Source organism: Sulfitobacter sp. L-8 (assembly GCF_056859255.1).
Genome location: NZ_JBSXOD010000036.1, coordinates 1 through 25,601, shown reverse-complemented (window position 1 = coordinate 25,601; position 25,601 = coordinate 1). Strand labels below are relative to the sequence as shown.

General features: G+C 54.7%; 27 protein-coding genes. 16 read left to right on the top strand and 11 right to left on the bottom strand.

What is annotated here, in order from left to right; translation table 11 throughout:
- Positions 1–21: 21 nt before the first annotated feature.
- Positions 22–1,707 carry an acyl-CoA dehydrogenase family protein gene (locus AC13DE_RS04415; protein ID WP_483047167.1) on the bottom strand — a complete coding sequence of 562 codons (1,686 nt, stop codon included), beginning with the start codon at positions 1,705–1,707 and terminating at the stop codon, positions 22–24.
- A gap of 146 nt (positions 1,708–1,853) precedes the next feature.
- Between AC13DE_RS04415 and AC13DE_RS04410 the strand changes: the two genes are divergently transcribed.
- Positions 1,854–2,621 (top strand): sulfite exporter TauE/SafE family protein, encoded by a 768-nt coding sequence (locus AC13DE_RS04410; RefSeq protein WP_483047166.1) that lies wholly within the window; start codon positions 1,854–1,856, stop codon positions 2,619–2,621.
- Between the two features lie 2 nt (positions 2,622–2,623).
- On the opposite strand, the gene AC13DE_RS04405 is transcribed toward AC13DE_RS04410, so the two are convergent.
- Positions 2,624–2,986: a helix-turn-helix domain-containing protein gene (locus tag AC13DE_RS04405; RefSeq protein ID WP_483047165.1), complete on the bottom strand. Its 363-nt coding sequence runs from the start codon at positions 2,984–2,986 to the stop codon at positions 2,624–2,626.
- A 155-nt stretch (positions 2,987–3,141) separates the two neighbouring features.
- On the opposite strand from AC13DE_RS04405, the gene AC13DE_RS04400 reads away from it, so the two are divergent.
- Positions 3,142–4,038: a helix-turn-helix domain-containing protein gene (locus AC13DE_RS04400; RefSeq protein ID WP_483047164.1), complete on the top strand. Its 897-nt coding sequence runs from the start codon at positions 3,142–3,144 to the stop codon at positions 4,036–4,038.
- A gap of 77 nt (positions 4,039–4,115) precedes the next feature.
- Positions 4,116–4,823 (top strand): hypothetical protein, encoded by a 708-nt coding sequence (locus AC13DE_RS04395; protein ID WP_446297575.1) that lies wholly within the window; start codon positions 4,116–4,118, stop codon positions 4,821–4,823.
- A 53-nt stretch (positions 4,824–4,876) separates the two neighbouring features.
- Here the strand turns inward: AC13DE_RS04395 and AC13DE_RS04390 are convergent, their stop codons facing one another.
- Positions 4,877–6,475, bottom strand: coding sequence for a phosphoenolpyruvate carboxykinase (locus AC13DE_RS04390; protein ID WP_483047163.1), 1,599 nt, complete (start codon positions 6,473–6,475; stop codon positions 4,877–4,879).
- A 362-nt stretch (positions 6,476–6,837) separates the two neighbouring features.
- Between AC13DE_RS04390 and AC13DE_RS04385 the strand changes: the two genes are divergently transcribed.
- From AC13DE_RS04385 to AC13DE_RS04355, 7 genes are read left to right on the top strand one after another with little or no spacing between them, the layout of a single operon-like run.
- Entirely contained in the window at positions 6,838–7,539 is a 702-nt protein-coding gene (locus AC13DE_RS04385; RefSeq protein ID WP_446297573.1) for a response regulator transcription factor, read from the top strand.
- Positions 7,540–7,580: 41 nt separating this feature from the next.
- A complete protein-coding gene (locus AC13DE_RS04380) occupies positions 7,581–9,257 on the top strand; it encodes a sensor N-terminal transmembrane domain-containing protein (protein WP_483047162.1) in 1,677 nt (558 codons plus the stop codon).
- A gap of 9 nt (positions 9,258–9,266) precedes the next feature.
- Positions 9,267–9,692, top strand: a complete 426-nt coding sequence (locus AC13DE_RS04375; RefSeq protein ID WP_446297571.1) for an HPr kinase/phosphorylase — start codon at positions 9,267–9,269, stop codon at positions 9,690–9,692.
- On the top strand, positions 9,685–10,578 hold the full coding sequence (gene rapZ, locus AC13DE_RS04370; protein ID WP_446314286.1) for an RNase adapter RapZ: 894 nt from the start codon (positions 9,685–9,687) through the stop codon (positions 10,576–10,578). The genes AC13DE_RS04375 and rapZ overlap by 8 nt, the downstream gene beginning before the upstream one ends.
- Entirely contained in the window at positions 10,575–10,967 is a 393-nt protein-coding gene (locus tag AC13DE_RS04365) for a PTS sugar transporter subunit IIA (protein ID WP_446297569.1), read from the top strand. Before rapZ ends, AC13DE_RS04365 begins: the two co-directional genes overlap by 4 nt.
- Before the next feature lie 15 nt (positions 10,968–10,982).
- Positions 10,983–11,252, top strand: coding sequence for an HPr family phosphocarrier protein (locus tag AC13DE_RS04360; protein WP_446297568.1), 270 nt, complete (start codon positions 10,983–10,985; stop codon positions 11,250–11,252).
- 51 nt (positions 11,253–11,303) lie between these two features.
- Positions 11,304–12,194: a lysophospholipid acyltransferase family protein gene (locus tag AC13DE_RS04355; protein ID WP_446297567.1), complete on the top strand. Its 891-nt coding sequence runs from the start codon at positions 11,304–11,306 to the stop codon at positions 12,192–12,194.
- 71 nt (positions 12,195–12,265) lie between these two features.
- Here AC13DE_RS04355 and AC13DE_RS04350 read toward each other — a convergent pair whose 3' ends face one another.
- Positions 12,266–13,141 carry a 3-hydroxybutyryl-CoA dehydrogenase gene (locus AC13DE_RS04350; RefSeq protein ID WP_483047161.1) on the bottom strand — a complete coding sequence of 292 codons (876 nt, stop codon included), beginning with the start codon at positions 13,139–13,141 and terminating at the stop codon, positions 12,266–12,268.
- Positions 13,142–13,298: 157 nt separating this feature from the next.
- On the opposite strand from AC13DE_RS04350, the gene AC13DE_RS04345 reads away from it, so the two are divergent.
- On the top strand, positions 13,299–14,129 hold the full coding sequence (locus tag AC13DE_RS04345) for a DUF6473 family protein (RefSeq protein ID WP_483047160.1): 831 nt from the start codon (positions 13,299–13,301) through the stop codon (positions 14,127–14,129).
- A 53-nt stretch (positions 14,130–14,182) separates the two neighbouring features.
- Here AC13DE_RS04345 and AC13DE_RS04340 read toward each other — a convergent pair whose 3' ends face one another.
- The 6 genes from AC13DE_RS04340 to AC13DE_RS04315 form a co-directional block, all read right to left on the bottom strand.
- Positions 14,183–15,109 (bottom strand): electron transfer flavoprotein subunit alpha/FixB family protein, encoded by a 927-nt coding sequence (locus tag AC13DE_RS04340; protein WP_446297564.1) that lies wholly within the window; start codon positions 15,107–15,109, stop codon positions 14,183–14,185.
- On the bottom strand, positions 15,109–15,867 hold the full coding sequence (locus AC13DE_RS04335; protein ID WP_446297563.1) for an electron transfer flavoprotein subunit beta/FixA family protein: 759 nt from the start codon (positions 15,865–15,867) through the stop codon (positions 15,109–15,111). Before AC13DE_RS04335 ends, AC13DE_RS04340 begins: the two co-directional genes overlap by 1 nt.
- A gap of 144 nt (positions 15,868–16,011) precedes the next feature.
- Positions 16,012–16,584, bottom strand: a complete 573-nt coding sequence (locus AC13DE_RS04330; RefSeq protein WP_483047159.1) for a cob(I)yrinic acid a,c-diamide adenosyltransferase — start codon at positions 16,582–16,584, stop codon at positions 16,012–16,014.
- Positions 16,584–16,790 (bottom strand): twin transmembrane helix small protein, encoded by a 207-nt coding sequence (locus AC13DE_RS04325; RefSeq protein ID WP_446314289.1) that lies wholly within the window; start codon positions 16,788–16,790, stop codon positions 16,584–16,586. The genes AC13DE_RS04330 and AC13DE_RS04325 overlap by 1 nt, the downstream gene beginning before the upstream one ends.
- A gap of 59 nt (positions 16,791–16,849) precedes the next feature.
- Positions 16,850–17,677, bottom strand: coding sequence for an SDR family oxidoreductase (locus AC13DE_RS04320; RefSeq protein WP_483047158.1), 828 nt, complete (start codon positions 17,675–17,677; stop codon positions 16,850–16,852).
- 61 nt (positions 17,678–17,738) lie between these two features.
- Positions 17,739–18,356 (bottom strand): SH3 domain-containing protein, encoded by a 618-nt coding sequence (locus tag AC13DE_RS04315; RefSeq protein WP_483047157.1) that lies wholly within the window; start codon positions 18,354–18,356, stop codon positions 17,739–17,741.
- Positions 18,357–18,557: 201 nt separating this feature from the next.
- On the opposite strand from AC13DE_RS04315, the gene AC13DE_RS04310 reads away from it, so the two are divergent.
- Genes AC13DE_RS04310 through AC13DE_RS04300 form a run of 3 tightly spaced genes read left to right on the top strand, consistent with a single transcriptional unit; the run spans position 18,558 to position 23,284 of the window.
- Positions 18,558–20,879 (top strand): DNA topoisomerase IV subunit A, encoded by a 2,322-nt coding sequence (locus AC13DE_RS04310; protein WP_483047156.1) that lies wholly within the window; start codon positions 18,558–18,560, stop codon positions 20,877–20,879.
- A gap of 57 nt (positions 20,880–20,936) precedes the next feature.
- Positions 20,937–22,193, top strand: coding sequence for a DUF898 family protein (locus AC13DE_RS04305; protein WP_483047226.1), 1,257 nt, complete (start codon positions 20,937–20,939; stop codon positions 22,191–22,193).
- Positions 22,190–23,284, top strand: coding sequence for a M48 family metallopeptidase (locus AC13DE_RS04300; protein ID WP_446313096.1), 1,095 nt, complete (start codon positions 22,190–22,192; stop codon positions 23,282–23,284). Before AC13DE_RS04305 ends, AC13DE_RS04300 begins: the two co-directional genes overlap by 4 nt.
- Here the strand turns inward: AC13DE_RS04300 and AC13DE_RS04295 are convergent.
- Positions 23,281–24,630 carry a cytochrome P450 gene (locus tag AC13DE_RS04295; RefSeq protein WP_483047155.1) on the bottom strand — a complete coding sequence of 450 codons (1,350 nt, stop codon included), beginning with the start codon at positions 24,628–24,630 and terminating at the stop codon, positions 23,281–23,283. The two genes, AC13DE_RS04300 and AC13DE_RS04295, sit on opposite strands and share 4 nt — an antisense overlap.
- A gap of 126 nt (positions 24,631–24,756) precedes the next feature.
- On the opposite strand from AC13DE_RS04295, the gene AC13DE_RS04290 reads away from it, so the two are divergent.
- Both AC13DE_RS04290 and AC13DE_RS04285 read left to right on the top strand, forming a co-directional pair.
- Positions 24,757–25,338 carry a hypothetical protein gene (locus AC13DE_RS04290; RefSeq protein WP_446297555.1) on the top strand — a complete coding sequence of 194 codons (582 nt, stop codon included), beginning with the start codon at positions 24,757–24,759 and terminating at the stop codon, positions 25,336–25,338.
- Positions 25,339–25,464: 126 nt separating this feature from the next.
- Positions 25,465–25,601, top strand: a 137-nt coding sequence (locus AC13DE_RS04285; protein WP_273101514.1) for a GTP-binding protein, incomplete at its 3' end; no start/stop codon positions are given.

The following is a 25,601-nucleotide window of genomic DNA, read 5'->3' as shown; positions in this document are numbered from 1 at the left end:
GACGGTGCGCCCCTTCTGCCCTTAGCCAAGCAGGCGCCGCGCGATGACCTGTGCCTGTATTTCGGCAGCCCCTTCAAAAATATTGAGGATGCGGGCATCACACAACACACGGCTGATCTTGTATTCCAGTGCGAAACCGTTGCCCCCATGAATTTGCAGGCCGTTGTCTGCAGCGGCCCAGGCGACGCGCGCGCCCAATAGCTTGGCCATACCTGCCTCGACATCGCACCGCCGTCCTTCGTCTTTTTCGAAGGCGGAAAAATAGGTCAGTTGGCGGGCGATCATTATCTCCACTGCGATCATGGCAAGCTTGGACGAAACCCGCGGGAAGCTGATCAACGACTTGCCGAACTGCTTACGGTCGATCGCATACTGCATGGATATGTCGAGCGCCGATTGCGCGACGCCGATTGCACGGGCCGCGGTTTGGATACGCGCGCTTTCAAACGTCTCCATGAGCTGTTTGAAGCCCTTACCCTCTTCGCCGCCAAGCAGATTTTCGCCTTTGACGTCGAAGCCATCGAAGCCCAGCTCGTATTCCTTCATCCCACGATATCCGAGAACCTCGATCTCGCCACCGGTCATGCCCGCCGAGGGAAAGGGATTTTCATCGTCACCTGGAAGCTTTTCGGCAAGGAACATCGAGAGTCCCTTGTAATTTGTCGTATCGGGATCGGTACGGGCCAAGAGCGTCATAAGGTGAGTGCGGGCCGCGTGGGTTATCCAGGTCTTGTTACCGGTGACCTTGTAATTGTCGCCGTGCTTGACCGCACGGGTGCGCAGGGCACCAAGATCAGACCCGGTATTCGGTTCAGTGAACACAGCAGTCGGCAAGGTTTCGGCGCTGGCGATGCGGGGTAGCCATTTGGATTTTTGCGTATCGGTGCCACCTGCCAAAATCAGCTCGGCGGCGATTTCAGACCGGGTGCCCAGCGAACCGACGCCGATGTAACCGCGCGACAGTTCTTCGGAGACCACACACATAGAGGCTTTGGACAAACCCAGCCCGCCGTATTCTTCGGGGATGGTAAGGCCGAATACGCCCAGTTCAGCCAATTCGTTGATGACCTCGATCGGGATCAGCTCGTCTTTGAGGTGCCACTCGTGGGCAAACGGCTCTACCTTTTCTACCGCGTAACGACGAAATTGTTCGCGAATCATTTCCAGCTCATCATCGAGGCCGGTGCGACCTACGGTGATGTTGGCACTGTGCTCTTGCATAAGTTCAACCAGACGGGTGCGCGCAGCTTGGGTGTTGCCATGTTGTATAAGGGTCTGGATTGCGGAATCGTTTGCGCATTGCTGATCGCTCTGCGCCAGTCCAAGATCATGCAAGCGCAGCATCTCGCCCTGGTTCATTGCGATGCCACCGAAAATCTGCGCCAGATATTCGCCGAAACCGATCTGGAAAATAAGCTGTTCGACTTCGGTGAAATTGTCCTCGGCAGAGAGTTTTTCAGCCCAAAGCTGCATTTGTCTGAGTGCCTGCACATAGGTTGCCAACCACGCAAGGCCATGAGCGGCTGTCTGGTTCGCCTCTATCAGGTCGTTTGATACCCGACCGTCGTGAGTTACGGTCCGACGAACGGACGCCGTGGCCTTGTCAAGAACGTCATTCACGGGAGGCAGCGCGTCTGCCGCCAATTTGAGGAGGTCGCCAAGAATGATTTGCGAGCCTGTCATTGCGTGTTGTCCATCATGTGCCAATTCAACGGTCCCTTTTTCAGCTTGGGACTGACATAACCCTTTCGCAGGTGCAGCACAATAAAGATACGTTTATAAGCGGTAATTTGATCGATAATTGCGCGGATGAATTTTCGTGCGCTCGGTTGGATTGTTGATATTAGAGACAAATGGATATGTTTTTCAGTTTCATCACGCCCGAACAAATGATGTTCGCCTTCGCCATTGCTATGGTCGCGGGGTTCATCAAAGGGGTAGTGGGCTTTGCCATGCCGTTGGTTCTGATTTCGGGCTTGATAACCTTCTTACCGCCCGACGTCGCCTTGGCCGGCTTGATCCTGCCTACGGTCACGACCAACCTGTTTCAGGCTCTTCGTCAGGGTGTCAGGGCCGCGTGGGCCTCTACGAAGCTGTTCAAGGTATTCCTGATCGCGGGAGGGGTGGCCCTTGTTGCATCGGCGCAGATGGTACGCTTCTTGAATGCGCAAACGATGTTGCTGGTCATTGGCGTGCCGATAACGTTTTTTGCTCTTTGGCAAATCACGGGGCGCAGTTTCACTCTTGCCCAGCGGTCATCAAAAATCGAGGTTTTGATCGGTGGATTCGCCGGGGCCATCGGAGGTGTATCGGGCGTATGGGGGCCCCCGACGGTGGCATATCTGACGGCCCTAGGGACGCCCAAACACGACCAAATGCGCGTTCAGGGCGTGGTCTACGGGCTTGGGGCCATTGCGCTTATGTTCGCGCATATCGGGTCCGGCGTTTTGAACCGCGAAACGCTACCATTTTCGATTTCGTTGGTCCTGCCGGCTTTGGGGGGCATGTGGTTGGGTGCCCAGATCATGGATCGAATCGACCAGGCATCATTTCGCAAGGCCACGCTTTTCATTTTGTTGGTGGTGGGCGCAAACCTGGTCAGACGCGGACTGTTTGCTTGAAACTACTGCCCTTGCCGGCTGACGGTGACGCCGGAGACATCTTCGATAAATGTAACGATGCGGGTTTTTACAGCATCATCCTTTATCGCGGCCAAAGCGCTGACAATTTCCACGCTCGGGTCTGATTTTGGTGTTTCGCTCTGTTCGTCATGCAGGCCTTCGAAAAAATACGAAGGCGTCACGTCAAGTATCTGGGAAAGTTCAAATAGCCGGCTTGCAGCCACACGGTTGGAGCCGATTTCATACTTTTGAATTTGTTGGAAAGATAGATTCAACTTCTTGGCGACATCAGTTTGGGACAGTCGACGCAATGTTCTAACTTGTTTTAGCTTTTTCCCGACATGGATATCTACTGGGTGGGACATGTCATTAATACCTCTGGTTGTTATTGGGATAGTCATCCCCAAAACTCTCTTTACGATCAATTGGATAGTTTCGTTCAATTTCAGGTTACATATGTACCATTGATGTATTATACAATCGTTATCGATGTATTATTTATTTACCGTCAGAGACTTTTATGAGCGATGATCTCCAGAACGTTGTGGATGAGGTGGGCGAAAGCAAAGTTCCGGCTTTGCTTTATGAAATGATGCGTTCCTTCACCGTTCTGGCCAGAACGTTGAACCTTAGCCATACGGTGCGTGAGCTTAACAGCACGCGCCAAACCGTCCGCCGTCATATCGCTCAGCTTGAAGAATTGATGGGGGCCACGTTATTCGCTGTCGATGACCGCAGATATCACCTGACGGCGCGCGGGGAAGAAGCTTTGCCCGAAGCGTTGGAGATCATGGCGCGGTGCAAGACCTGGGCTTTGGGCGATCTGCGCAGTGTGGGCGGATTGATGCGATTATCGCACGAGCATCCAAACGGCTGGGCTTTCTATCAGCAGCAACAGTCGCTGACCCAAATCTGGGGAGAGGAATCGCCCATTCTACGCAAAGTGTTCCATGCTTGGTGTTCCAGCCGGGGAGAACTTGAGCATCCGGAGTTTCAGTCCTTGCGGCCCTATATATTGGTTTATCGCGATTCGCCGCACGGATGGATCTGCACAGAGCTGGGGCAAGAATCGTTTTATACCAGATGGTGGGGGTGGAAGATTGCGCGCAGCAGTATTGGACGCCCGTTGCGACAGTTCCCGGGAGGCTCGGAATTTGAGGCGATGTTGACCGGGCCCTTTCGGGAGGTCCGGGCAAATGGCGGTGTCCGATTGGACGAAGTGGTCACGCAGATTCCACGACGTGAGGGTGAAAAACCTACACCCTTGGCATATAAGAGACTCTTGTTGGCCAGTCGTTTTCCTGACGGAAGCTTTGCGTTGATTGCTGCGATCGACAGATCACGGGTGATATCAATCTCAGGCCTGGACCAAAGCACGCTTGCCGCCATGCCTGCCGATGCCGTCGTGTCAATTTGAGGTGCTTCATGAAAGGCAAGCCAGACTCATAAAATTGGGTTAAACTTCGAACTCTATTGGATCGAAGGAGACCGCAAGTGACGTTACAAAGTTTTCAAGACGATCAACGGTTCGCAGCAAATTGTACAGCGCTGCTACAGAGCGCGGGGATTACCGTAACCATCGGTTACGACTTTGACAGCTATAGGAAAATTCTTGGGAAAGCACGCCCGGACCATGTGCTCGGCATGCCGTTCGACCCTGAGCTGCATACCCTGACGCAGAGAAATGCGTTTTGGGTAATCGGGCACAACAGCAAGGGTGAAGTCATGCACACCCAGGCGATGCGTTTGCTGGATTTGCAAGGGGCCAACCTCGCCGAATATATGCGGTGCTCATACAAGGACTTCCCGCCGCCTGGTGTGGATATCGATTTGCAACGCTCGCGTTACCGTCCGGGGCCGGGCGCGCACCGCATCTCGGGCCAGGTTTGTTATCACGGAGAGTTTTGGGTTGGCACCACGCCGCGTGAATTCCGCAATGTGGGGTTATCGTCCGTGTTGGGACGATACGCATTCTGGCAAGCGATTCAACACTGGAAGCCGGACCATGTCGTCGCTTTCATGCAAAATTCAGTTGTCTACAAAGGGTTTCCCGCGCGGCACGGTTATATGCATACCGAACCAGGTGCGCTGCATTGGTTCCTGACCGGACAAGACGTGCCCATCGAGGGTTTCATGTCTTATATGGGAAGCGATGATTTGCAGTATATACTGGATATGCCGCTTTCTGGCCTGGCAGCCTGATCGTCTTGTGCAGAAGCCGCGACATCAAGCGGCTTCTGCTAAGATGATGGCTATCAACCGATGGCTGCAGCTTTTACGTCTTCGTCGATGTATGGCATGTATTGCTCGAAGTTTTCCGAGAACATTTTCACCAGTTTGGCGGCCTGGCGGTCATAGGATTCCGGATTGTCCCATGTGCGGCGGGGATCCAACAGAATATCCGCAACCCCTGTGACCGAAACCGGTACCTCGAACCCAAAATTCGGGTCTTTGCGATATTCTACACCGGCAAGCGCCCCTTCGAGCGCTGCGGTTAATAGCGCGCGGGTCGCCTTGATCGGCATCCGGCTGCCGATACCGTGTGCGCCGCCTGTCCATCCTGTGTTGACCAGCCAGCACGTGGCACCGTGGGTCGCGATCTTTTCACGAAGTAGATTGCCATAGACCTCGGGGCGGCGTGGCATGAATGGTGCGCCAAAACAGGTCGAGAACGTAGGCTCCGGTTCGGTTACTCCCCGTTCGGTGCCCGCGACCTTGGAGGTGAAGCCAGACAGGAAGTGATACATTGCCTGCGCCGGGGTCAGACGCGCGATGGGTGGGAGCACGCCGAACGCATCGCACGTCAGCATGATGATGTTCTTAGGGTGGCCGCCGGTCGCCTTGGTCGATGCATTGGAGATATAGTGCAGCGGGTAGGCGCAACGCATGTTCGCTGTCAGGGAGTCGTCATTGAAGTCCAGCTCTTTGGTCTCTTCATCAAAAATCATGTTTTCGATGACGGTGCCGAACTTTTCGGTGGTCGCATAGATCTCAGGCTCGGCTTCGCGGCTTAGGCTGATTGTTTTGGCATAGCACCCGCCTTCGAAGTTAAAGGTGCCGTGGTCTGACCAACCATGTTCGTCATCCCCTATCAACGTCCGGCCCGGGTCGGCCGACAACGTTGTTTTTCCCGTCCCGGACAGACCGAAGAACACTGCGGTATCAACCGGATTGCCGGTAGCGTGATTGGCCGAACAATGCATCGGCATGATATCTTTTTCAGGCAGTAGATAGTTCAAAAGCGTAAAGACGGACTTCTTGTTCTCGCCCGCGTATTCTGTGCCCCCGATCAAGATCATTTTCTTGTCAAAATTCATGGCGATCACGGTTTCAGACCGGCAATCGTGCTTTTCCGGATCGGCGGAAAAACTGGGGCAGTTGATCACGGTGAAATCTGCAATGAAGTCATCCAGCGCGTCACGTTCTGGCCGGCGCAGCATGTGACGGATAAATAGTCCATGCCATGCCAATTCGGTGACCATACGCACGTTGATTGCATGTCGCGGGTCGGCCCCACCGATCAAATCCTGGACGAAATAGTCGCGCCCTTCCATATGGGCAAGCATATCGCGGTAGAGCGCGTCAAACCCTTCGGGTGACATCGCGGCGTTGTTATCCCACCAGATTGTATCTGCGACACTCTCAGTTTTAACCACATGTTTGTCTTTGGGAGACCGGCCGGTGAACTTACCTGTGGTAACCAGGAAGGTTCCCCCCTTGCCAAGCGTCCCTTCGTCACGTTGCAGCGCAGCTTCGACCAGCGCGGGTTCGATCATGTTGTAATAGACATTACCTAGCCCGCTGATGCCTTGGTCTTCGAGGCGAAACTGCGGATTTACGCGGCCTAATGTCATGTGATGTCTCCTGTAGCTACGCCAATTTTTGGCGGCAAATTTTTGCACAAATGGCTAGGCCAGTGCGACCATAGTCGCCTCATAGCACGTCAATTTATGATATGAACAGGTAGCTTTGGCGCAGTTAGCGCCATCATGTCGGTGTTTATCCGTCTAGTTCGAAAACAATAGCGTCGCGCGCCGAAATACCTTGGGATTTTGCGCTTTATGTGCGTCAATTTAGCCATTCCTAACTAAATTGTGGCGAAAATACGACTATGATGGGAAGTGATTCGCACTTTGTGATTGATTCGCAGCTGTAAATTGATGATCAATAGAAGAAAAACAAATGTTAATTGAGCAGCTTAAAAAGGAAGCAGGCAATGTCAAAAATTGCGTTGGTGGATGATGACAGGAATATCCTGACGTCCGTTTCAATGACCCTCGAGGCTGAAGGTTTTGAGGTGGAAACATATAACGATGGGCAAGCCGCACTGGATGCGTTCAACAAGAAATTGCCCGATATGGCGGTGTTGGATATCAAGATGCCGCGCATGGATGGAATGGATCTGTTGCAACGACTGCGTCAGAAAAGCGCGATGCCCGTTATCTTCCTCACGTCCAAGGATGATGAGATCGACGAAGTGTTGGGTTTGCGCATGGGGGCCGACGATTACGTAAAGAAGCCTTTTAGTCAGCGGTTGCTGGTGGAACGTATTCGCGCGCTTTTGCGCCGTCAGGACGCCGTCGAAACCAACGAAGTCGGAGACACCGAAGAGACAAAGGTTATCGAACGTGGTGAACTGCGAATGGATCCTCTTCGTCATGCGGTAAGCTGGAAGGGAAAAGATGTATCCCTTACAGTGACCGAATTCTTGTTGCTTCAGGCTTTGGCCCAAAGACCGGGCTTTGTTAAGTCGAGAGACCAGTTGATGGACGTCGCGTATGACGATCAGGTTTACGTCGACGATCGTACCATCGACAGCCACATCAAACGCCTACGCAAAAAAATGCGGACTGCGGACGATGAATTCTCAGCGATTGAGACACTTTATGGCATCGGTTACCGGTACAACGAAGAGTGATCTAAGCCATGGCGATTGCCGAAAGGAATTTTGTGCGAGACATGACCACACCCACCCGGGGCGGTGATGTTGTATTGGGCGACGACTGGGTCGCCCCGGACAATACCGTGACTGATGAATTGCAACAGAAACGCGCCCGTCGCGGGATATTCTCGCTACGCGCGTCGCCGTTGACGCGGAAAATCATCACGTTCAACCTGATCGCACTGAACGTGCTTGTCGCGGGTATTCTATACCTTAACTCTTCCCGGGACAGCCTGGCGGTTCAGCGAGGCGCGTCGTTGGTCGCTGAAGCTGAACTGATTGCCGATGTTTTCGAAGCGCAACTGCCTGTCGGTACCAATGTCAACCTGGCTACGCTGGATGTAGCGGGCAGCCTGGCACAGCTTGACCTGCGAACCGGCATCGAAGTTTTCGTACTTGATGTTAATGAAACGCTTTTGGCCCAGACCGCAGGCCGTGCTGTGCAAACCGGTGGCACAACACCACGGGCGAACAAGACCTGGCTTACCGATGGGCTAAGCTGGCTATGGTCCACGATCTCGGGCCCGTTTGACATAAGTGTCAACCCAAAACAGATCCCGGTCGAAGAACAGCTAAAGCCCATTGCGGTCGCTGCGCTTGGGGGCGGCACACAAATTCGGAATAACTTTGATGTGGCTGGGGGAAATCTTTTTACGGTCGCTACTCCGATCTTACAAAACGGTACGCCAATCGGTGTCATCGCCGTAAGTTCTGCGGCTGGCGAGATTGACAGGCTTGTTCGGGCGGAACGCGAACGCGTGCTGCAAATGTTTGTGATCGCGACGTTGGTCTCGATTGGGCTTAGCCTTGTTCTGGCATCGACTATTGCGAACCCGCTTGCCGATCTTGCTGCAGCCGCCGAACTGGGTCGCGACAAGGATGCGCGCAAAATGAACCCTGGCCGTATACGTATCCCTGATCTTACCGCGCGCCCCGATGAAATTGGCCGGCTTTCCGGTGCTTTGCGCGGTATGGTTTCTGCGCTTTACAACCGTATAGACGGGAACGAACAATTTGCCGCTGACGTCGCTCACGAAATCAAGAACCCGTTGGCGTCGCTGCGGTCGGCGGTCGGTACGTTGCGGCTGATCAAACGCGAGGATCAGCGCGAAAAGCTGCTGGACGTGATCGATCACGATGTGCGCCGGCTCGACCGGTTGGTCAGTGATATCTCGAACGCTTCGCGTCTGGACAGCGAACTGGTCAAAGAGGAGGAGGAACCCTTTGATCTGCTGACAATGATCGACAATCTCGGTCAGTATCTAGGGGATGACGCCCGGAAGCGCGGCATTGATTTCATCACCGATCTGCCTGACACCCCAATCATCGTTCACGGGTTGGAAGCGCGGTTGGCGCAAGTTTTTGTCAATCTTATCACCAATGCAGTGTCATTCTGCGAAGACGGGGATGCGATCCGGGTCTGGGCGCGCAAGCGTGAAAATCGGGTTCTGGTCGTTGTCGAAGACACCGGACCAGGCATTCCGGATCAAGCGTTGACAAAAATTTTCAAACGCTTCTATTCCCAGCGGCCGGATGAACATTTCGGAAATAATTCCGGGCTCGGGCTGGCGATCTCCAAACAAATTGTCGAAGCTCATGGTGGTGTGATCTGGGCTGAAAATATTCGCCCAACCGAAGCTGACATTACGTCAGAACCACTTGGCGCACGTTTTGTCGTAGGTTTACCAATCTGAATTTGGTCCATGAAAACAAACGTTCATGCCACCTCAATCGCGGTCGACGGGCGCGGAGTTCTTATCCTGGGAGCATCTGGGCAGGGTAAATCCTCACTCGCCTTACAGTTGATTTCGCTTGGGGCTGTATTGGTGGCTGATGACCGCACCGATCTGGTCGAAAAGAACGGAGTGCTACACGCAAGTGCCCCCAAACCTATTGAAGGGATGATCGAGGCGCGTGGCATTGGATTGCTGGCGCTACCCTATATTCGTGACATTCCCATTTACCTCATCGTAGATTTGGATAACGATGAGACGGACAGACTTCCAAAGCCGTACTACAAAACTTTACTGGACGTCCGCATTCCCAGCTTGAGGCGCGTTAATGGCAATCACTTTCCAGCTTCTGTTTTTTTATACCTCAAGACAATGAAACAAAGTTTTGATGACTGACCCGATTGGCACGACCAGACGTATCGTCCTGGTGACAGGCCCCGCCGGGGCCGGGAGGTCTTCGACGTTGAACGTACTCGAAGACGCTGGGTTTGAGGCAATCGACAACATCCCGCTGCGGATGCTACGGGCTCTTTTGGACGCTCCGGGGCAATTGCGCCCCATGGCCTTGGGGATAGATCCGCGAAACCGTGACTTTTCGACGGATATGATCGCAGAATTGCTGATGCAGATGAGAAGTCTTACCGACGTAAGTGTCGAGCTGCTGTATCTCGACTGCGCGACAGACGTGCTTTTGCGTCGATTTTCCGAAACCCGCCGGCGTCACCCCATGGCGGATTCCGATAGTCCGGTCGAAGGCATACGCCGCGAAAAAGAATTGTTGGCACCGATCCAAGCGATGGCTGACGTGCTGATCAACACCACTGAACTCAATGTCCACGAGCTCCGCCGCGAAGTCGAGCATTGGTTCGCACGCGATGGTCAGCATAGCCTCAACGTATCCGTTCAATCCTTCTCCTACAAAAGAGGCCTCCCCCGCAGTGCCGACATGGTCTTTGATTGCAGATTTTTGCGAAACCCGTTTTGGGAACCGTCGTTGAGGCAATTGAACGGGACGAACGTCGAGGTTGCTAGATATGTGAGCGAAGACCCGCTTTTTGCGCCGTTTTCCCAACAGGTCCTCGATCTCAGTCTTTTGATCTTGCCCGCTTGCAAGACTGAGGGCAAATCCCATATCTCTCTTGCGTTTGGTTGCACCGGCGGGCAACACCGCTCTGTTACCTTGGCAGAGTTTCTGGCTTTGAGGCTTGCGAAAGAAGGCTGGCAGGTGTCAATAAGGCACCGCGAGCTGGGTCAAAATTTACAGGAAGAGAAGCGGCATTGATAGGAATCGTGATAGTCGCACATGGCGGATTGGCCAGAGAGTATTTGGCCGCGATCGAACATGTCGTTGGATCGCAGGCCGGCGTTCGTGCGATTTCCATTCAAGCGGATGATGATCGAAGCGCCAAGGAGCGCGAGATTTGTCAGGCGGCCGATGATGTGGACACTGGCAACGGTGTGGTCGTCGTCACCGATCTGTTCGGAGGATCCCCGTCGAACCTAAGCCTGCTTGCCTGTCGTCCGGAAAATCGCAGGATTCTCTACGGTGCCAATCTTCCAATGTTGATCAAACTCGCAAAGTCCCGGGACTTTGATGTTCCTGATGCGGTACGCGCGGCGTTGGCAGCAGGAAGAAAGTACATTGATAGTCAGAACGTCAGTGCAGATTAACAAGGCTAATAGACTATGACCCAAATATCTTTGAAAATTGTAAACGAAAAAGGGCTTCATGCCCGTGCATCCGCTAAACTGGTTGAAGTCGTAGAAGCTTTTGATGCCCGCGCCGAAGTCTGCAAAGATGGAATGTCGGCTTCCGGCGATAGTATCATGGGATTGTTGATGCTGGCGGCGTCCAAGGGCACGACAATCGACGTGCAGTTGTCCGGCCCAGACAAAGACGCCTTGGCCGAAGCATTGACAGCCCTGGTCGCCGACAAGTTTGGTGAGGGTAATTGAGCATTGTGAAATACACTCCAGAAGCCGCGATCTGCGTTCGGGAAGCGTTCTATGATGGATGAAGCGCAAACGACGCTTCCCGCTGAAACGCGCCTTTCATCAGATGAAGGCGTGAAATTCACGAAGTATGACCGAAGCAGCCTGTCTTATGCGTCCACATTCGATCATCCGATCAAATCGGGGGTGATCAGTCTGATAGAGCTTTTGACCGGTCGATTGACTGTCCTGCGGCTGATCCGAAAATTTGAAAAACAAGGAGCCCCGACGGGGCAGGCATTTTGGCGTGCCGCGCTCGATACGATGGGAATTAATCTTACGACGCCACAGGCGCAACTGAACCGCATTCCTGAAACCGGCCCGGTGATCATCGTCGCGAACCATCCTCATGGCATGGTCGATGGCATGATCTTTGCTGATCTCATCGGGCGCGTCCGGTCGGACTACCGCATTCTGACCCGGTCGCTTTTGACATCTATCGACGAAGTCGCAGGGAGCTATATGATCCCCGTACCCTTCCCGCATGACCCCGACGCGCAGCGCAAGGGTGTGGAAATGCGGGCAAAGGCAATGAAGCATCTCCAAGCTGGTGGCGTCGTGGCGCTTTTCCCATCTGGGGTGGTGGCGGCTTCTCAAACGTTTTTCGGACCAGCGGTTGAAGCGGAATGGAACGTCTTTACCGCAAAGATGATCAGGCGGTCCGGGGCGCAGGTGGTGCCCATGAAATTCCCTGGTCAAAACAGCCGTGCCTATCAGATTGCCAATAAACTTTCACCGATGCTGCGACAGGGCCTGCTGCTGCACGAGATCGTCCATGCGTGCAACAAACCCCAGGGTCCAATTGTCGGGCATCCCCTGACCCCAGATCAAATCGCCACCCATGGGCAAGATCCGCGCGGCTTCATGGCCTGGCTAAGGTCACACACGCTTTCTCTTGAAAATTGATTCCAATTCCAGATGGTTCTAAATCCCGGGGGCTTGGGGGCTGGCCCCCAAACTGGATATGCACCCGGCGTTCACCGGGTCGGTACCGGAGTGTCTCCGCGGTAGTCATAGAACCCGCGTTGAGATTTCCTGCCAAGCCAGCCGGCCTCGACATACTTTGTCAGTAAGGGGCAGGGGCGATATTTCGTATCCGCCAAGCCGTCGTGCAAGACGTTCATGATGGCCAGACACGTATCAAGCCCTATGAAATCCGCCAGCTCCAGCGGACCCATGGGATGGTTCGCGCCAAGTTTAAGTGAACTGTCTATCGATTCCACAGACCCGACGCCTTCATACAAGGTATAGACAGCTTCATTGATCATCGGCATCAAGATGCGGTTAACGATAAACGCGGGGAAATCCTCGGCCGTCGCCGCGGTTTTTCCCAGTTTTTCGACCACGGCGCGGCAGGATGCAAAGGTCTCCTTGTCCGTGGCAATGCCGCGGATCAATTCAACCAGCTGCATCACTGGGACGGGGTTCATAAAGTGAAATCCCATAAATTTCTCGGGCCGCTCTGTCCTGCTGGCCAGACGGGTGATCGAGATCGACGATGTATTTGACGTCAAGATCGTGGTCGGTTTCAGGTGAGGGATAAGGTCCTCGAAAATAGCTTGCTTTACCGTTTCGCGCTCTGTGGCAGCTTCTATGATAAGATCACTTTGCCCCAAATCACTCAGCGTCTGCGTCGTCTTGATCCGCGCAAGCGCGGCGTCACGGTCAGGCTCGGTCACTTTTCCTCGTCCGACCTGACGGTCAAGGTTGCCGGTAATTGTATCAATAGCCTTCTGAAGCGCCTCCGCGCTGACATCGGTCAACAGCACGTCATATCCTGCCAGCGCCATGACATGGGCGATACCGTTGCCCATCTGTCCCGCGCCCACGATGCCGATTGTTTGGATGTCCATGCACTGCTCCTTGCTATCCCCGCATACCATAGGGCCTGCGGCAAGGTACCCGCAAGAGCGGGTTATCCCGACAAGTTTGCAAAAATTCAATCTTTAACGGAATTGAAGTACCCTCAACCGATGGTCGCTTCCGGGTATCAATAAAGGATTGGGAATAATGACCTACAATGCGAGAGGGCCGGGGGCTCTCGACTATTTTCCGTGTCGGTATGGAATGTCGAGGTTGCTGTTCCGCGGGCCTAAATCAAAGCTGGATCATCCTTATCTGGCGTTTATCGGCGGAACAGAAACCTATGGACGATTTATAGCTGACCCATTCGTTGCTCTGGTTCAGAAAAAAACCAATATCTGTTGTGCGAATTTTGGCTACTTAAACGCTGGAACGGACGTGTTGTTCGGCGACCCGTCTATCCAGGACGCGATTGCGAATGCTGATGGCACCGTGGTCCAGATTGTCGGCACCCAGAATATGACAAACCGATTTTATACGGTTCACCCCCGCAGAAACGACCGGTTTGTCGCCCCGTCCGCTGCGCTAAAGCGGCTGTTCCCCGAGGTTGATTTTGCGGAATTCCACTTCAACAAGCATCTTTTGCAGACATTACGCAGATTATCGGTAAGCCGTTTTGAGGTTGTGCGCGAAGAACTGCAGGCGAGTTGGGTAAACCGAATGCAGGAAAGGTTAAGAGAGATACAGGGTAAAGTATTCCTGCTCTGGTTTGCTGAACCGGAAACAGCGGGTTCAAGCCGGACGGACGCCGGGTTAGGGGCTGACCCGCTGTTCGTGACGCCCGCCATGATAGATGACGTTCGCACCCATGCAGACAGGCTGGTGTACGTCGTTCCATCGCCGTTGGCTCAGCTGGAAGGTTTAAAGGGGATGTTCTTCGACCCGTTCGAGGCACATATCGCCCGTGAAATGCCCGGGGTGCGAGCTCACACGGAAGCTGCAGAGGCGATTGTCGGCGCGCTGAACGACGTCTTATGAGAAGCGAAAGGCCCGCATCACAATGTGCGGGCCCTTCATGATGAAACGGTCGTTTACAGCTTTTCTATCAGCTCTGGCACGGCTTCGAACAGATCGGCAACAAGGCCGTAGTCGGCCACCTGAAAGATAGGTGCCTCTTCGTCCTTGTTGATCGCGACGATGATCTTGCTGTCTTTCATGCCCGCCAGGTGCTGGATGGCACCCGATATGCCGACTGCAACATATAGCTGCGGCGCGACAACTTTGCCGGTTTGCCCCACCTGCCAGTCGTTCGGGGCGTAGCCCGAATCCACCGCAGCACGCGAAGCGCCGACAGCGGCCCCGAGCTTGTCGGCGAGTTTTTCGATCAGCGCAAAATCCTCTTCCGACCCGACGCCACGTCCGCCCGATACCACAACCCCAGCAGAGGTCAGTTCGGGTCGATCGCTTGCGGCAACGTGATCTTCGACCCAAGACGACAGGCCAGGGTCAGACACGGCCGACACGGTTTCGACAGACGCAGACCCACCTTCACCGGCGGCATCAAAGGTCGAGGTGCGGAAGGTAATGACCTTTTTCGCATCAGAGGACTTTACCGTCTGGATCGCGTTGCCCGCATAGATCGGGCGTTCAAACGTATCCGCATCTATAACGCCGGACGCATCGGAAATAATCATGACATCCAGCAATGCAGCCACGCGAGGCATTACGTTCTTTGCATCCGTCGTCGCTGGCGCAACGATATGGTCGTATGCATCCGCCATCGATACGATCAACGCAGCCGTGGATTCTGCCAGGCGGTGTCCCAGCGTGGCATCTTCTGCGACCAGCACTTTTGCAACACCGTCAATCTTGGCAGCCGATGCGCCAGCGGCGGCGGCAGAGCTACCGGCACACAGAACGGTCACATCGCCAAGCTTTTTCGCTGCCGTTACAGCCTTGGCTGTGGCGTCCATTGCCAATTCGCCATCTGTTACTTCTGCAAGGAGTAGAACAGCCATTATACAGCCCCCGCTTCTTTAAGTTTTGCGACCAGCTCATCAACAGAGTCGACCTTGATACCGGCGGCACGTTCAGAGGGCTCAACCGTTTTAACGATCTCGAGGCGATTCTCGACCTCGACGCCGTAATCAGCCGGGGTCTTTTCATCCAACGGCTTTTTCTTGGCCTTCATGATGTTTGGCAACGACGCGTAGCGGGGTTCGTTCAAACGCAGGTCGACCGTGACGACAGTCGGCATGGAAACCTTGATAGTTTGCAATCCACCGTCAACCTCGCGGGTAACAACCGCATTGTCGCCGTCGATTTCGACCTTTGACGCGAAAGTCGCCTGCGACCAGCCCATGAGGGCGGCCAGCATCTGACCGGTGGCGTTCATGTCATTGTCGATTGCCTGCTTGCCACAGAGCACCAGACCGGGGTTCTCTTCCTCGACAATGGCTTTCAGGATCTTGGCAACAGTCAGCGGTTCGATGTCATTGTGAACATCGTCAGTCGCCACCACAAGGATCGCGCGATCGGCACCCATCGCCAGCGCAGTCCGCAGCGTTTCTTGCGATTGCTTGACGCCAATGGATACGACCACGACTTCTTCGACCTGACCGGCCTCTTTCATGCGGATCGCTTGTTCGACGGAAATTTCATCGAACGGGTTCATCGACATTTTTACATTGGCAAGATCAACACCCGTTCCGTCCGCTTTTACACGTACTTTAACGTTATAGTCGATCACGCGCTTAACAGGTACCAATACCTTCATCAGCGTTATCTCTCCTCGGTTGACGACTCGGGGTTTGGGGCCGAGTCATTTTCTCTCATGTTGGTGTAACGAAGCTTGGCGATGCAAAACAGCCAAAAAACGGCGTTTTAGCGTCTTCCGACGCGGCGTTGTGTTGAACGAAAACTATCTGTTTGCACCTGGAACCCATAAAACGTCGTCTTTTCCCCCGTTGTTCGACGCGCGTGCCGCGACAAAAAACCAATCGCTGAGGCGGTTCAGATACTTCACAGTTACGGTATTGATATTTTCTTGTTCTGCCAACAACACCGTCAGACGTTCAGCGCGGCGCGCGACGGTCCTGCACACATGAAGATGCGCAGCCAATGCGGTCCCGCCCGGCAGGATGAAACTGCGCAACGGTTCGAGGTCAGCATTCATCACGTCAATTTCTTGTTCCAGACGTTCTACCTGGGCCGTCACCAGACGCAGAGGGGGATATTCCGCCTGTTCATCCTTTTCCATATCAGGGCGACACAGGTCTGCCCCCAAATCGAAGAGATCGTTCTGAATACGTGACAAAGCCGCGTCGGTTTCGCCTTTGGCATCTAACCGCGCCACACCTACAAAACAGTTCAGCTCGTCGGACGTGCCGTAAGCTTCGACGCGCGAACTGTGTTTGGCAACGCGTTCTCCGTTACCCAAGGCTGTGTCGCCCTTGTCACCTGTGCGGGTGTAGATCTTGTTAAGAACAACCATCAACCTATGCCTTTTTTTAGGTAAACATATATCACAATCAAAATCACTGCGATGAACTGCGCGATCAGCCTGAGGCGCATCAGCTTGTTGGAATTGCGTTTGTTGAATTCACCGCCGCTGGCGAAACCACCCAAGCCAAGCACCAGAATGATCACGACCGCTATGACGGCGATGACGACAAGGATGAACAGCGGATCAGCAGGCATGAGAATTCCTCCATTGTTATGGATGGTGTAACGGCGCAACAGCCCTGTGCAACATCAAATTACCGTGCGAGGACCCAGTCCAGCGTCCGTGTGGGCAGAACACGCCGCAGAATCCCGGAAATATACGTTGGTGTCGTGACATAATAACGCGGCCGGGGGCGGGGTGATTCAAGCGCATGAACCAGCTTTTTCACCACCGCTTCGGGAGGCAGCTCGAATGTATCGGGGCCGCGGCTTTGATACAGGCGCTTGCGCAACTGGGCCTCGTACTGCGTTTTGCGTGGGGAATTCTCCCAATCTATCCAACGTTCGAAATGTGGAATGGAATTCACCCTGATCTTGGATGTGACCGGGCCTGGCTCAATCAGAATAACCCGGATATTGCTGCCGCGCATCTCTAGCCTCAGCGTATCGGTCAGGCCTTCAAGGGCGAATTTGGTGGAATTGTACGCGCCTCGCCAGGGTAACGCGACCAGCCCCAGCACTGACGAGCAGTGAACAATGCGCCCATGACCCTGGGCTCGCATCACTGGAAGAACAAGTCGGGTCAGCTCGTGCCAGCCAAAAAAGTTACTTTCGAAAATTGCACGCAGCGCATCGGTCGGTAAATCCTCAACGGCCCCGGGGGTCGCGTGCGCGCCGTTGTTATAGACTGCGTCCAGTGACCCGCCCGTCGTGTCCAATACCTGAGAAAGCGCAGTGTGGATCGTTGCGGTATCCGTATAGTCAAGAAGGGGGCTTTCGAACCCTTCGGCTTTGAGCCGGTCGCAATCAACTTGCTGGCGACATGTGGCGAATACGCGCCATCCCCGGGCGCGCAGGCCGCAGGCGGCAGCATAGCCAATGCCCGAAGAACAGCCAGTAATCAGAATCGTTTTGACGGTCATAAAAAAAGAGCCTCTTGCTAGAGGCTCTTTGTCACTTTTGATAGGGAGTTAGCAATGTCGCTTAGCTGCGGGTCAACAAAAAGTCTGCCATCCAACCTTCGGAGCCGCCATCAACCGAGCGCAACTTGACCCAACCGTCGCCATTGTCCTGGATAACTTCTACCATGTCACCACGACCCATTTTTGCAACGACACCGTAGTCGGTGCCAGGGCCGCCGCGCAGGTTAACCCGGTTACCGTTTACCGAACGAATATCGGCTGTGGCGTTCACATCGTTGGACTTAGCTACAGTTTCGTTAGAGGTGTCGGTGGTTTGCAGGACAGCAGGGGACGCTGCTGTGGAGCTGGACCCGGAAGCACTAACGGGCACATATGCCGCATTCGTGACAAAGGCTGCGTTTTTTGCACCGGTGTTGTTACGGGCCGCGGTCAAGTTCAGCGCAACGCGCTTTACGTCGTTGTTGCCATAGCCCTTAGGCGTTGTATCAACCGGCTTGACCTTAGTTGCTACCGTGGTGGCGCTGGGTTCATCATGACTGGTAAGCCGTAAAATGATGTTTCTTTGGGTTGCATCATTCGCTGCAAGAGTTTGGCTAGCAGGCTTGAAATCCGTACCGCCGCTCATCTCGAAAAAAGCCCAGCCTAAGAAGCCGAATGTTAGTAAGATAAACTTTGTCATGGCAGTGTCCCCAAATCAGCATATTTTTGAGAGCGCGACATTTGATCCGTGCCGATCTCTCTTGGGTTACTAACCCCATAGGCGGAAAACGGTTCCAAATTGATTACAACGTTGCAGTACAGCGACAGTTGATCTTATGTTGAATGGTTGCGCCACAAACAGCCGCTTGCCGCTTCACCCGCGCTTGGCTAAACAGCTTGGATGTCTGATATTACCACGCCGCCAGAGCTTGACCCTCGTAATACCACCGAACCGTTGCGCCTGGCGCTTGGGGATAGGTATCTCACCTATGCATTATCGACAATTATGCACCGTGCTCTGCCGGATGCACGTGATGGGCTAAAGCCCGTACACCGGCGAATCCTTTATGCGATGCGCGAACTGCGGCTCAATTCCACCGGAGGTTTCCGGAAGTCTGCAAAAATTTCCGGCGATGTGATGGGGAACTATCACCCGCACGGTGATGCCGCGATTTACGACGCCATGGCGCGTTTGGCGCAGGATTTTAACGTGCGCTATCCACTGGTCGACGGTCAGGGTAATTTTGGCAATATCGACGGTGATAACCCAGCCGCAAGCCGCTATACTGAGGCGCGGATGACCGCCGTAGCCGAAGCGATGCTGGAAGGATTGAACGAGAACGCGGTCGATTTTCGTGAAAATTACGATGGCACCCTTACCGAACCGGTGGTCCTGCCTGCCCAGTTTCCCAATCTGTTGGCAAATGGGTCGTCGGGTATTGCCGTGGGCATGGCAACCAACATCCCGCCGCACAATATCTCGGAACTGGTAGATGCCTGCATCCATCTGGTCAAAACACCTGATGCGCGCGACGATACGTTGTTGAAGTTCGTGCCAGGCCCGGATTTTCCCACCGGCGGGATCATTGTCGAGCCGCCTGAAAATATCGCCAACGCCTACCGTACCGGCAAGGGCGGCTTTCGGTTGCGCTGTCGTTGGGAAGTCGAAGATCTGGGGCGCGGCGTCTGGCAGATTGTCATCACTGAAATCCCGTATCAGGTTCAAAAGTCGAAGCTGATAGAAAAGATCGCCGAACTGATCCAGACCAAGAAAATTCCGATACTGGGTGATGTTCGTGACGAGTCCGCGGAAGATATCCGTCTGATTATCGAGCCAAGGTCAAAGAACGTTGACCCTGACGTCCTGATGGGCACGCTGTTCCGCAGCTCCGACCTTGAGGTACGGTTCTCGCTGAACATGAACGTCCTGATCGACGGGCTGACGCCCAAGGTTTGCTCGATGAAGGAGGTGCTTCAGGCGTTTCTGGATCACCGACGCGAGGTGCTACAGCGCCGATCAGCACACCGGATGGAGAAAATAGACCACCGTCTGGAAGTTCTGGAAGGCTTCATCATCGCGTTCCTGAACCTTGACCGGGTGATCGATATCATTCGCTACGATGACGACCCCAAAGCCGCCTTGATGGCCGAGGATTGGGGTAAGGATCATGTGCGCGCGACAAGCGAGGCTGATTACCTTTCGCCAGCGCCGACAACGGAAAATTCGCTAAGTGAAGTTCAGGCGGATGCGATTCTGAACATGCGCCTGCGCTCCTTGCGCCGTCTCGAAGAGATCGCGCTGCTGCGCGAGCAGTCGGAACTGATGGAAGAGCGGTCCGGTCTTGAGGACTTGCTGGATAACGTGAGTTTGCAATGGAACACCATTGTGGACCAGCTTCGCGCGACGAAAAAGCAATTTGGTAAAGACTGGATACTCGACGGCAAGAATGTCGGGCGCAGACGGACATCATTCGCCGAGGCCGGCGTGATCGAAGACGTGCCTCTTGAAGCGATGATCGACCGTGAGCCTATCACAGTCGTCTGTTCCCAAATGGGTTGGATCCGCGCCATGACCGGCCATATCGATCTGAATCGAGAGCTGAAGTTCAAAGACGGTGACGGGCCGCGTTTTATCTTCCACGCCGAAACGACGGACCGGCTTTTGGTCTTTGGTTCAAATGGCCGTTTCTACACTGTTTCAGCCGCGAACCTGCCCGGCGGACGCGGCATGGGTGAACCCTTGCGATTGATCGTTGACCTGCCGAACGAAGTTCAGATTGTCGATATCTTCATTCATAAAGCCGAGCGCAAACTCCTTGTCGCTTCCTCTGCCGGGGATGGTTTCATCGTGCCCGAAGACGATGTTCTGGCGCAGACGCGCAGTGGCAAACAGGTGTTGAACGTACGTGGAGATGCCAAGGCGATGATCTGTGCCCCTGTCGTCGGGGATGCTGTCGCCGTCGTCGGTGAGAACCGCAAAGTGCTGGTTTTTGGGGTGGACGAGTTGCCGGAAATGGGACGCGGCAAAGGGGTGCGGTTACAGAAGTACAAGGATGGTGGACTGTCGGATGCGACTACCTTCAAACGCGAGGAAGGGCTAAACTGGCTCGATCCCGCGGGGCGCACGCGTTCGGTTGTCGATCTGGACGAATGGGTTGGCAAACGGGCGACCGCTGGGCGGATGGCCCCACGCGGATTTCCGCGCAACAATCGCTTTGGCTGACTGTAGCGTCCGGTGACAGACGCGTTATTGACCTACCCCAAAACAGCTGCCGAGGGCATGTCGGTCGATTTCGTGGGAAGGCGCGGTGCCTTGTTCTGGCTCGCCTTGAAAACCGGTTTCTTCACCATCATCACGCTAGGATTTTATCGTTTCTGGATGAAGACCAGACTGCGACGCTGGTATTGGTCGGCGATCCGCCCCGGCGGCCATCCCATGGAATATGTCGGAGAGCCTCTGGAAAAGCTGCTTGGGTTCTTCATCGCGGTGGTGATCTTGACCTTTTACATCGGTATCGTGAACCTGTTGCTGATGTTCCTGAGCTTTGCAGTGTTTTCAACTGCGTCCGTTGGATACCTCGCAAGCTTTGCCGGCGTGGTGCCGTTGTGGTTCTATGCCCGCTACCGGGCGCGGCGCTATGTCTTGTCCCGTACCCGTTGGCGTGGTGTCCGCTTTGGCCTGGAAAAGGCTGCATGGGGATACACGTGGCGCGCCGTTGCTCATTGGTGCGTGACCCTCATCAGTCTGGGCGCGCTGTGGCCGCGCATGACGTTTTACCTTGAGAAATATGTGACTGACCGGACGTATTTCGGATCAGCGAGATTGCATCAGGATGGTCATTGGTCAATGCTTTACCGGGCCGCGATCCCCTTGATCATCGCGTTGCTGCTATTGGCGGGGTCGATGGTCTGGATTTTATGGTACGATCCGGTTTTCGGTCCCGAGGGCTTGAGCCTGAGCGGCATAGCCCATGATATATTAACAGACGGTACAGTGGTGTATCCTCTTGCCCGACCGGAAAGGCTTTTGCTGGTGCCGATCGCCCTGGCTGGCATCGTCTATAGCGCGATACATTATCGCTTTGTATCCAAGCGGTTGATGGCAGGGCATAAATCGGCGGAAGGCATCACATTGGCTTCGCGGCTGAGTGGGCCACGTGTGGCATTCATCTACACATTCGGCAGCTTCATTGCCTATTCGGTTCTGGTTGTCGGCGTTGGTGCGCTTGCTATCGCTGGATTGGCCGTTTTTGGCCCGAGTGCGCTTGTGTTTCTCGACCTTGGTATCGAAGAAGCTTCTTTGGACATCCCGCAGTCCGTGGCGGTGGCTCTTTTAGTAATGTTCTATCTGGCGATATTTTTGTTGTGGAACGTGTTGTACAACACGTTTGTAACGTTTCCGCTGATGCGTCACTTGGCCAGAACCACATCATTGCCCAAGCGGTATGGCCTGCGCTACGTCAGCCAGCGCGCACGCGACGAATTTGCCGAAGCAGAGGGATTTGCCGAAGCGTTGGATGTCGGGGCCGCGATATGAGCCGGGGCTTTGACGGTTTCGGGTCCGCATATTTTGACGGAGATCGCCCTGTGGGCGAGGAAGTCAGCCTGCATCTTGCGAACCACAATCTGCAAATCGGGCTGGACGACGGAAACACGTTGTTCTGGCCCGTGAAAGACATTCGCCTTTTGCCGGACCTGGCGGGCAAAAAAGGGTACGTCCTGCGCCTTACCACAGACCCTTTGGCGCGGCTGTACCTGACCGATCGCAGTTTGATGACATTTCTGCCGACGCCGCGTGGCAAGATACCGGCCAGAGGCCGCCGCAGGTTACTAGCTTGGGCTGTCGCGGCGGTTGCGGCGGTAGCACTGCAAATTGCTGTGTTGGTGCCATTGTTGGCTGATCGCTTGGCAGCGTTTATCCCTCCATCGGGTGAAAGGGCGCTAGGGGCCGCAACGCTTGATCAGATACGGCGGGTGCTGGATGATACAGGCTTGGATCCCTTGTCCTATTGCGAAAACCCTGCCGGGGTGGCTGCGTTGACCCGGATGACCAATGCCCTGAACCAAGGGAAGGATCGTCTGGAGAATCTGAGCGTTCACGTGCTGGATCACCCGATGGCGAACGGGTTTGCGCTGCCGGGCGGTTACGTCGTGCTGTTTCGCGGGCTGATCGACCAAGCCGAAAGCCCGGATCAGATCGCCGCGGTTCTTGCGCATGAAATGGGCCATGTCTGGACACGGGATCCGACCCGTCATGCGTTGCGTTCGGCTGGGTCTATCGGGGTGCTCGGGCTGGTGTTTGGCGATTTCGCCGGGGGTGCAGCGGTCCTGTTTCTGACCGAGCGGCTGATAAGCGCACGCTACAGCCAACAGGCGGAAACCGATGCGGACACATTCGGATACACCCGGTTGGGCGCGGCGAATGTGTCCCCCGCGGTGATGGGTGACATGTTTGATCTCTTGCGTGATACTGCGGGCGACACAAATCAATTGTTGGCGCATTTTCTAAGTCACCCGACGCTGTCGCAGCGCATAGATGCAGCACGGGCAGCGGTAGATGCCTCGCGCAGTTACACCCCGATTCTGGACGATACTTCCTGGGCAGCTTTGCAAAAGATATGTGACTAAAGCGGGTCTGCCTTCAACCATACCCCACCTTCAGGGCGCAGGGTCAGTATCATCACCGGCTCGGGGTCCTTGCCGGGCACAGGCGTAAATCTGAAGCGGGACAGAAGCGTCGCAAGAATGATCACCGCCTCTTGCAAGGCAAAGCTTGCCCCGATGCAGATGCGCGGGCCGTCCCCAAACGGCAGATACGCGTAACGGTCGATATTCTTGCGATCATCGAATCGTTCTGGTCGAAAAGCATCGGGATCGTCCCAAAGCAGCTTGTTACGCCCCAAAGCATAAATTGGGATCATTACCGTATCACCGGTCCGTATTTCGCGGCCTCCCAATGTGTCAGGCCTGCGGGCGCTGCGCGAGATGATGCCTGCAGGCGGATATAGCCGCAGCGCTTCTTCGATAATTTGTCGTATATAGGGCAGGTTATCTACGTCAGAACCGGTCGCTGCACGCCCTTGCAGGACCGACTGCGCTTCTGTGCGCGCCTTTTCCTGGGTAGTCTGGTCAAAGCCCATCAGATACAGCGACCAGGCTAATGTCAGCGCAGTAGTTTCGTGCCCGGCAACGATGAAGGTCAACAGGTTGTCGCGCAATTCGGCGGTATTCATCCGGCGTTTGGTTTTGGGGTCTTCACCCTGCAATAACAGGTCCAGCAGGTCAGGGGTGCCGGTGTTGCCGCGCCGGGAACGGTCGTCGATTGCCCGGTCGGCAACCTGTTTCATCTCGCGCAGGGCCTTGCCAGACATGATGCGGCCGGGGCGGGGGACCCAATCGGGAAAGCCCAGGATATCGAATAGGCTGATCTTGCCCGCTTCGGCAATGTAATCGTCAATCGCCCCATGCACCGCATTGCGGTCAAAGGTATCATCGCCTGAAAAGGTCACGTCCGAGATAACATCGAATGTCGTTGTGACCATCTCGCCCAGAAAATCAATCGCGCGAGGCCCGGCTTGCGCAACACGCCCACACGACCGTTCGGCGGCAGCCGTCATGATCGGGGCAAGGTTCAGCACGTTGCGATGGGAAAAGGCCGGTGCTGCCGCGCGGCGCTGCCACCGCCAATGTGCGCCCTCTGCTATGAACAGAGAATCACCAATGGCTGGTTTTAACAAATTCTTGGTGACGAGCGACTTGGGATAGTCATCAAGGCGATCCAGCAGGATCGCACGGATGGCCGTAGGGTCCATCACCATGTGCCAGCGCTTGCCGGTCTTCCCAGAAACCATCGGTTGCGTGGTCGCGATTTGCGGTATGATGCTCAATATATTGCGCCGGGCCATCGACAGGCTCTTGAGGATACCCCAAGGTTCAGTGACCAGAGGCACGCGGACGGGCAGGCGTGTAGTCATTTCACATCCCTTTCGCTGTTTTCCACTGGGAAAGCATTATCATCCCACCGGAATTGCGGCAAAACATTGCACCATTTTCGACCATGCGCTATCGCATTGCGTATCTTTGCGCCGGGGAGGCTCCAAATGTTTCGTGTTTTAGCTGTCTTGTTAAGTTTCGGGGCTTTGGTTGCCTGTAACGGAGCCGCTGACCTTGATAAGGCCCCCGTGCCTTTGGGAGATTTCAAGCTTTATCATAACATCGTGGTGGCACCCAAGGTCCAAAAGCTGCCGATCAGCCGCGAGGTGAGCGAGGAGGTTCTGACCACGGCGGTCAAGAATGCCATCGCCGAAAGGTTTGATCGCTATGACGGGCAGCGCAAATATCACTTCGGAGTGAGTGTAGAGGGTTATGTTCTGGCCCCTCCGGGTATCCCCCTGGTGTTGGCTCCGAAGTCTCTCATGATCTTGAACCTGACGGTTTGGGATGACGCTTCCGGCACCAAGCTTAATGCCGAGCCGCAGCAGATCACCGTCTTTGAATCGTTTGACCAAGGGCCGATTGTAGGGTCCGGGTATACCAAGACGGCCGAGGAACAACTGAAAAACCTGAGTCAGAACGCCGCGAAGTCGATCGAGACCTATCTGGTGAAGCAGAATGAGGCCGAGGGATGGTTCAACCGCCCCGCGGATGCAGTCATAACCCGGGCACCTAAGAAGCAAGAATAAACAATATCTTAGGCAAAGGTTTGGAGATTGACCATCAAACGCTTGATTTTATGCTTCAGACCCAATACATCGCCCGCCAGATAGGGTTGGGTCTGGTGACAGGCCCTCAGTATAAAGGGCTGCACCATGGCTAAGGCAAAGTTTGAACGTAATAAACCACACGTTAACATCGGCACGATTGGTCACGTTGACCACGGCAAGACGACGTTGACGGCTGCGATCACCAAGTATTTCGGCGACTTCCGCGCCTATGACCAGATCGA

What these genes read in the sequence shown, in the direction of transcription:
- AC13DE_RS04410 (WP_483047166.1), top strand. Translation starts at nt 1,854, where the DNA reads ATGGATATGTTTTTCAGTTTCATCACGCCCGAACAAATGATGTTCGCC.
- AC13DE_RS04405 (WP_483047165.1), bottom strand. Translation starts at nt 2,986, where the DNA reads ATGTCCCACCCAGTAGATATCCATGTCGGGAAAAAGCTAAAACAAGTT.
- AC13DE_RS04400 (WP_483047164.1), top strand. Translation starts at nt 3,142, where the DNA reads ATGAGCGATGATCTCCAGAACGTTGTGGATGAGGTGGGCGAAAGCAAA.
- AC13DE_RS04390 (WP_483047163.1), bottom strand. Translation starts at nt 6,475, where the DNA reads ATGACATTAGGCCGCGTAAATCCGCAGTTTCGCCTCGAAGACCAAGGC.
- AC13DE_RS04385 (WP_446297573.1), top strand. Translation starts at nt 6,838, where the DNA reads ATGTCAAAAATTGCGTTGGTGGATGATGACAGGAATATCCTGACGTCC.
- AC13DE_RS04380 (WP_483047162.1), top strand. Translation starts at nt 7,581, where the DNA reads ATGACCACACCCACCCGGGGCGGTGATGTTGTATTGGGCGACGACTGG.
- AC13DE_RS04375 (WP_446297571.1), top strand. Translation starts at nt 9,267, where the DNA reads ATGAAAACAAACGTTCATGCCACCTCAATCGCGGTCGACGGGCGCGGA.
- rapZ (WP_446314286.1), top strand. Translation starts at nt 9,685, where the DNA reads ATGACTGACCCGATTGGCACGACCAGACGTATCGTCCTGGTGACAGGC.
- AC13DE_RS04360 (WP_446297568.1), top strand. Translation starts at nt 10,983, where the DNA reads ATGACCCAAATATCTTTGAAAATTGTAAACGAAAAAGGGCTTCATGCC.
- AC13DE_RS04355 (WP_446297567.1), top strand. Translation starts at nt 11,304, where the DNA reads ATGATGGATGAAGCGCAAACGACGCTTCCCGCTGAAACGCGCCTTTCA.
- AC13DE_RS04350 (WP_483047161.1), bottom strand. Translation starts at nt 13,141, where the DNA reads ATGGACATCCAAACAATCGGCATCGTGGGCGCGGGACAGATGGGCAAC.
- AC13DE_RS04345 (WP_483047160.1), top strand. Translation starts at nt 13,299, where the DNA reads ATGACCTACAATGCGAGAGGGCCGGGGGCTCTCGACTATTTTCCGTGT.
- AC13DE_RS04340 (WP_446297564.1), bottom strand. Translation starts at nt 15,109, where the DNA reads ATGGCTGTTCTACTCCTTGCAGAAGTAACAGATGGCGAATTGGCAATG.
- AC13DE_RS04335 (WP_446297563.1), bottom strand. Translation starts at nt 15,867, where the DNA reads ATGAAGGTATTGGTACCTGTTAAGCGCGTGATCGACTATAACGTTAAA.
- AC13DE_RS04330 (WP_483047159.1), bottom strand. Translation starts at nt 16,584, where the DNA reads ATGGTTGTTCTTAACAAGATCTACACCCGCACAGGTGACAAGGGCGAC.
- AC13DE_RS04325 (WP_446314289.1), bottom strand. Translation starts at nt 16,790, where the DNA reads ATGCCTGCTGATCCGCTGTTCATCCTTGTCGTCATCGCCGTCATAGCG.
- AC13DE_RS04320 (WP_483047158.1), bottom strand. Translation starts at nt 17,677, where the DNA reads ATGACCGTCAAAACGATTCTGATTACTGGCTGTTCTTCGGGCATTGGC.
- AC13DE_RS04315 (WP_483047157.1), bottom strand. Translation starts at nt 18,356, where the DNA reads ATGACAAAGTTTATCTTACTAACATTCGGCTTCTTAGGCTGGGCTTTT.
- AC13DE_RS04310 (WP_483047156.1), top strand. Translation starts at nt 18,558, where the DNA reads ATGTCTGATATTACCACGCCGCCAGAGCTTGACCCTCGTAATACCACC.
- AC13DE_RS04305 (WP_483047226.1), top strand. Translation starts at nt 20,937, where the DNA reads ATGTCGGTCGATTTCGTGGGAAGGCGCGGTGCCTTGTTCTGGCTCGCC.
- AC13DE_RS04300 (WP_446313096.1), top strand. Translation starts at nt 22,190, where the DNA reads ATGAGCCGGGGCTTTGACGGTTTCGGGTCCGCATATTTTGACGGAGAT.
- AC13DE_RS04295 (WP_483047155.1), bottom strand. Translation starts at nt 24,630, where the DNA reads ATGACTACACGCCTGCCCGTCCGCGTGCCTCTGGTCACTGAACCTTGG.
- AC13DE_RS04290 (WP_446297555.1), top strand. Translation starts at nt 24,757, where the DNA reads ATGTTTCGTGTTTTAGCTGTCTTGTTAAGTTTCGGGGCTTTGGTTGCC.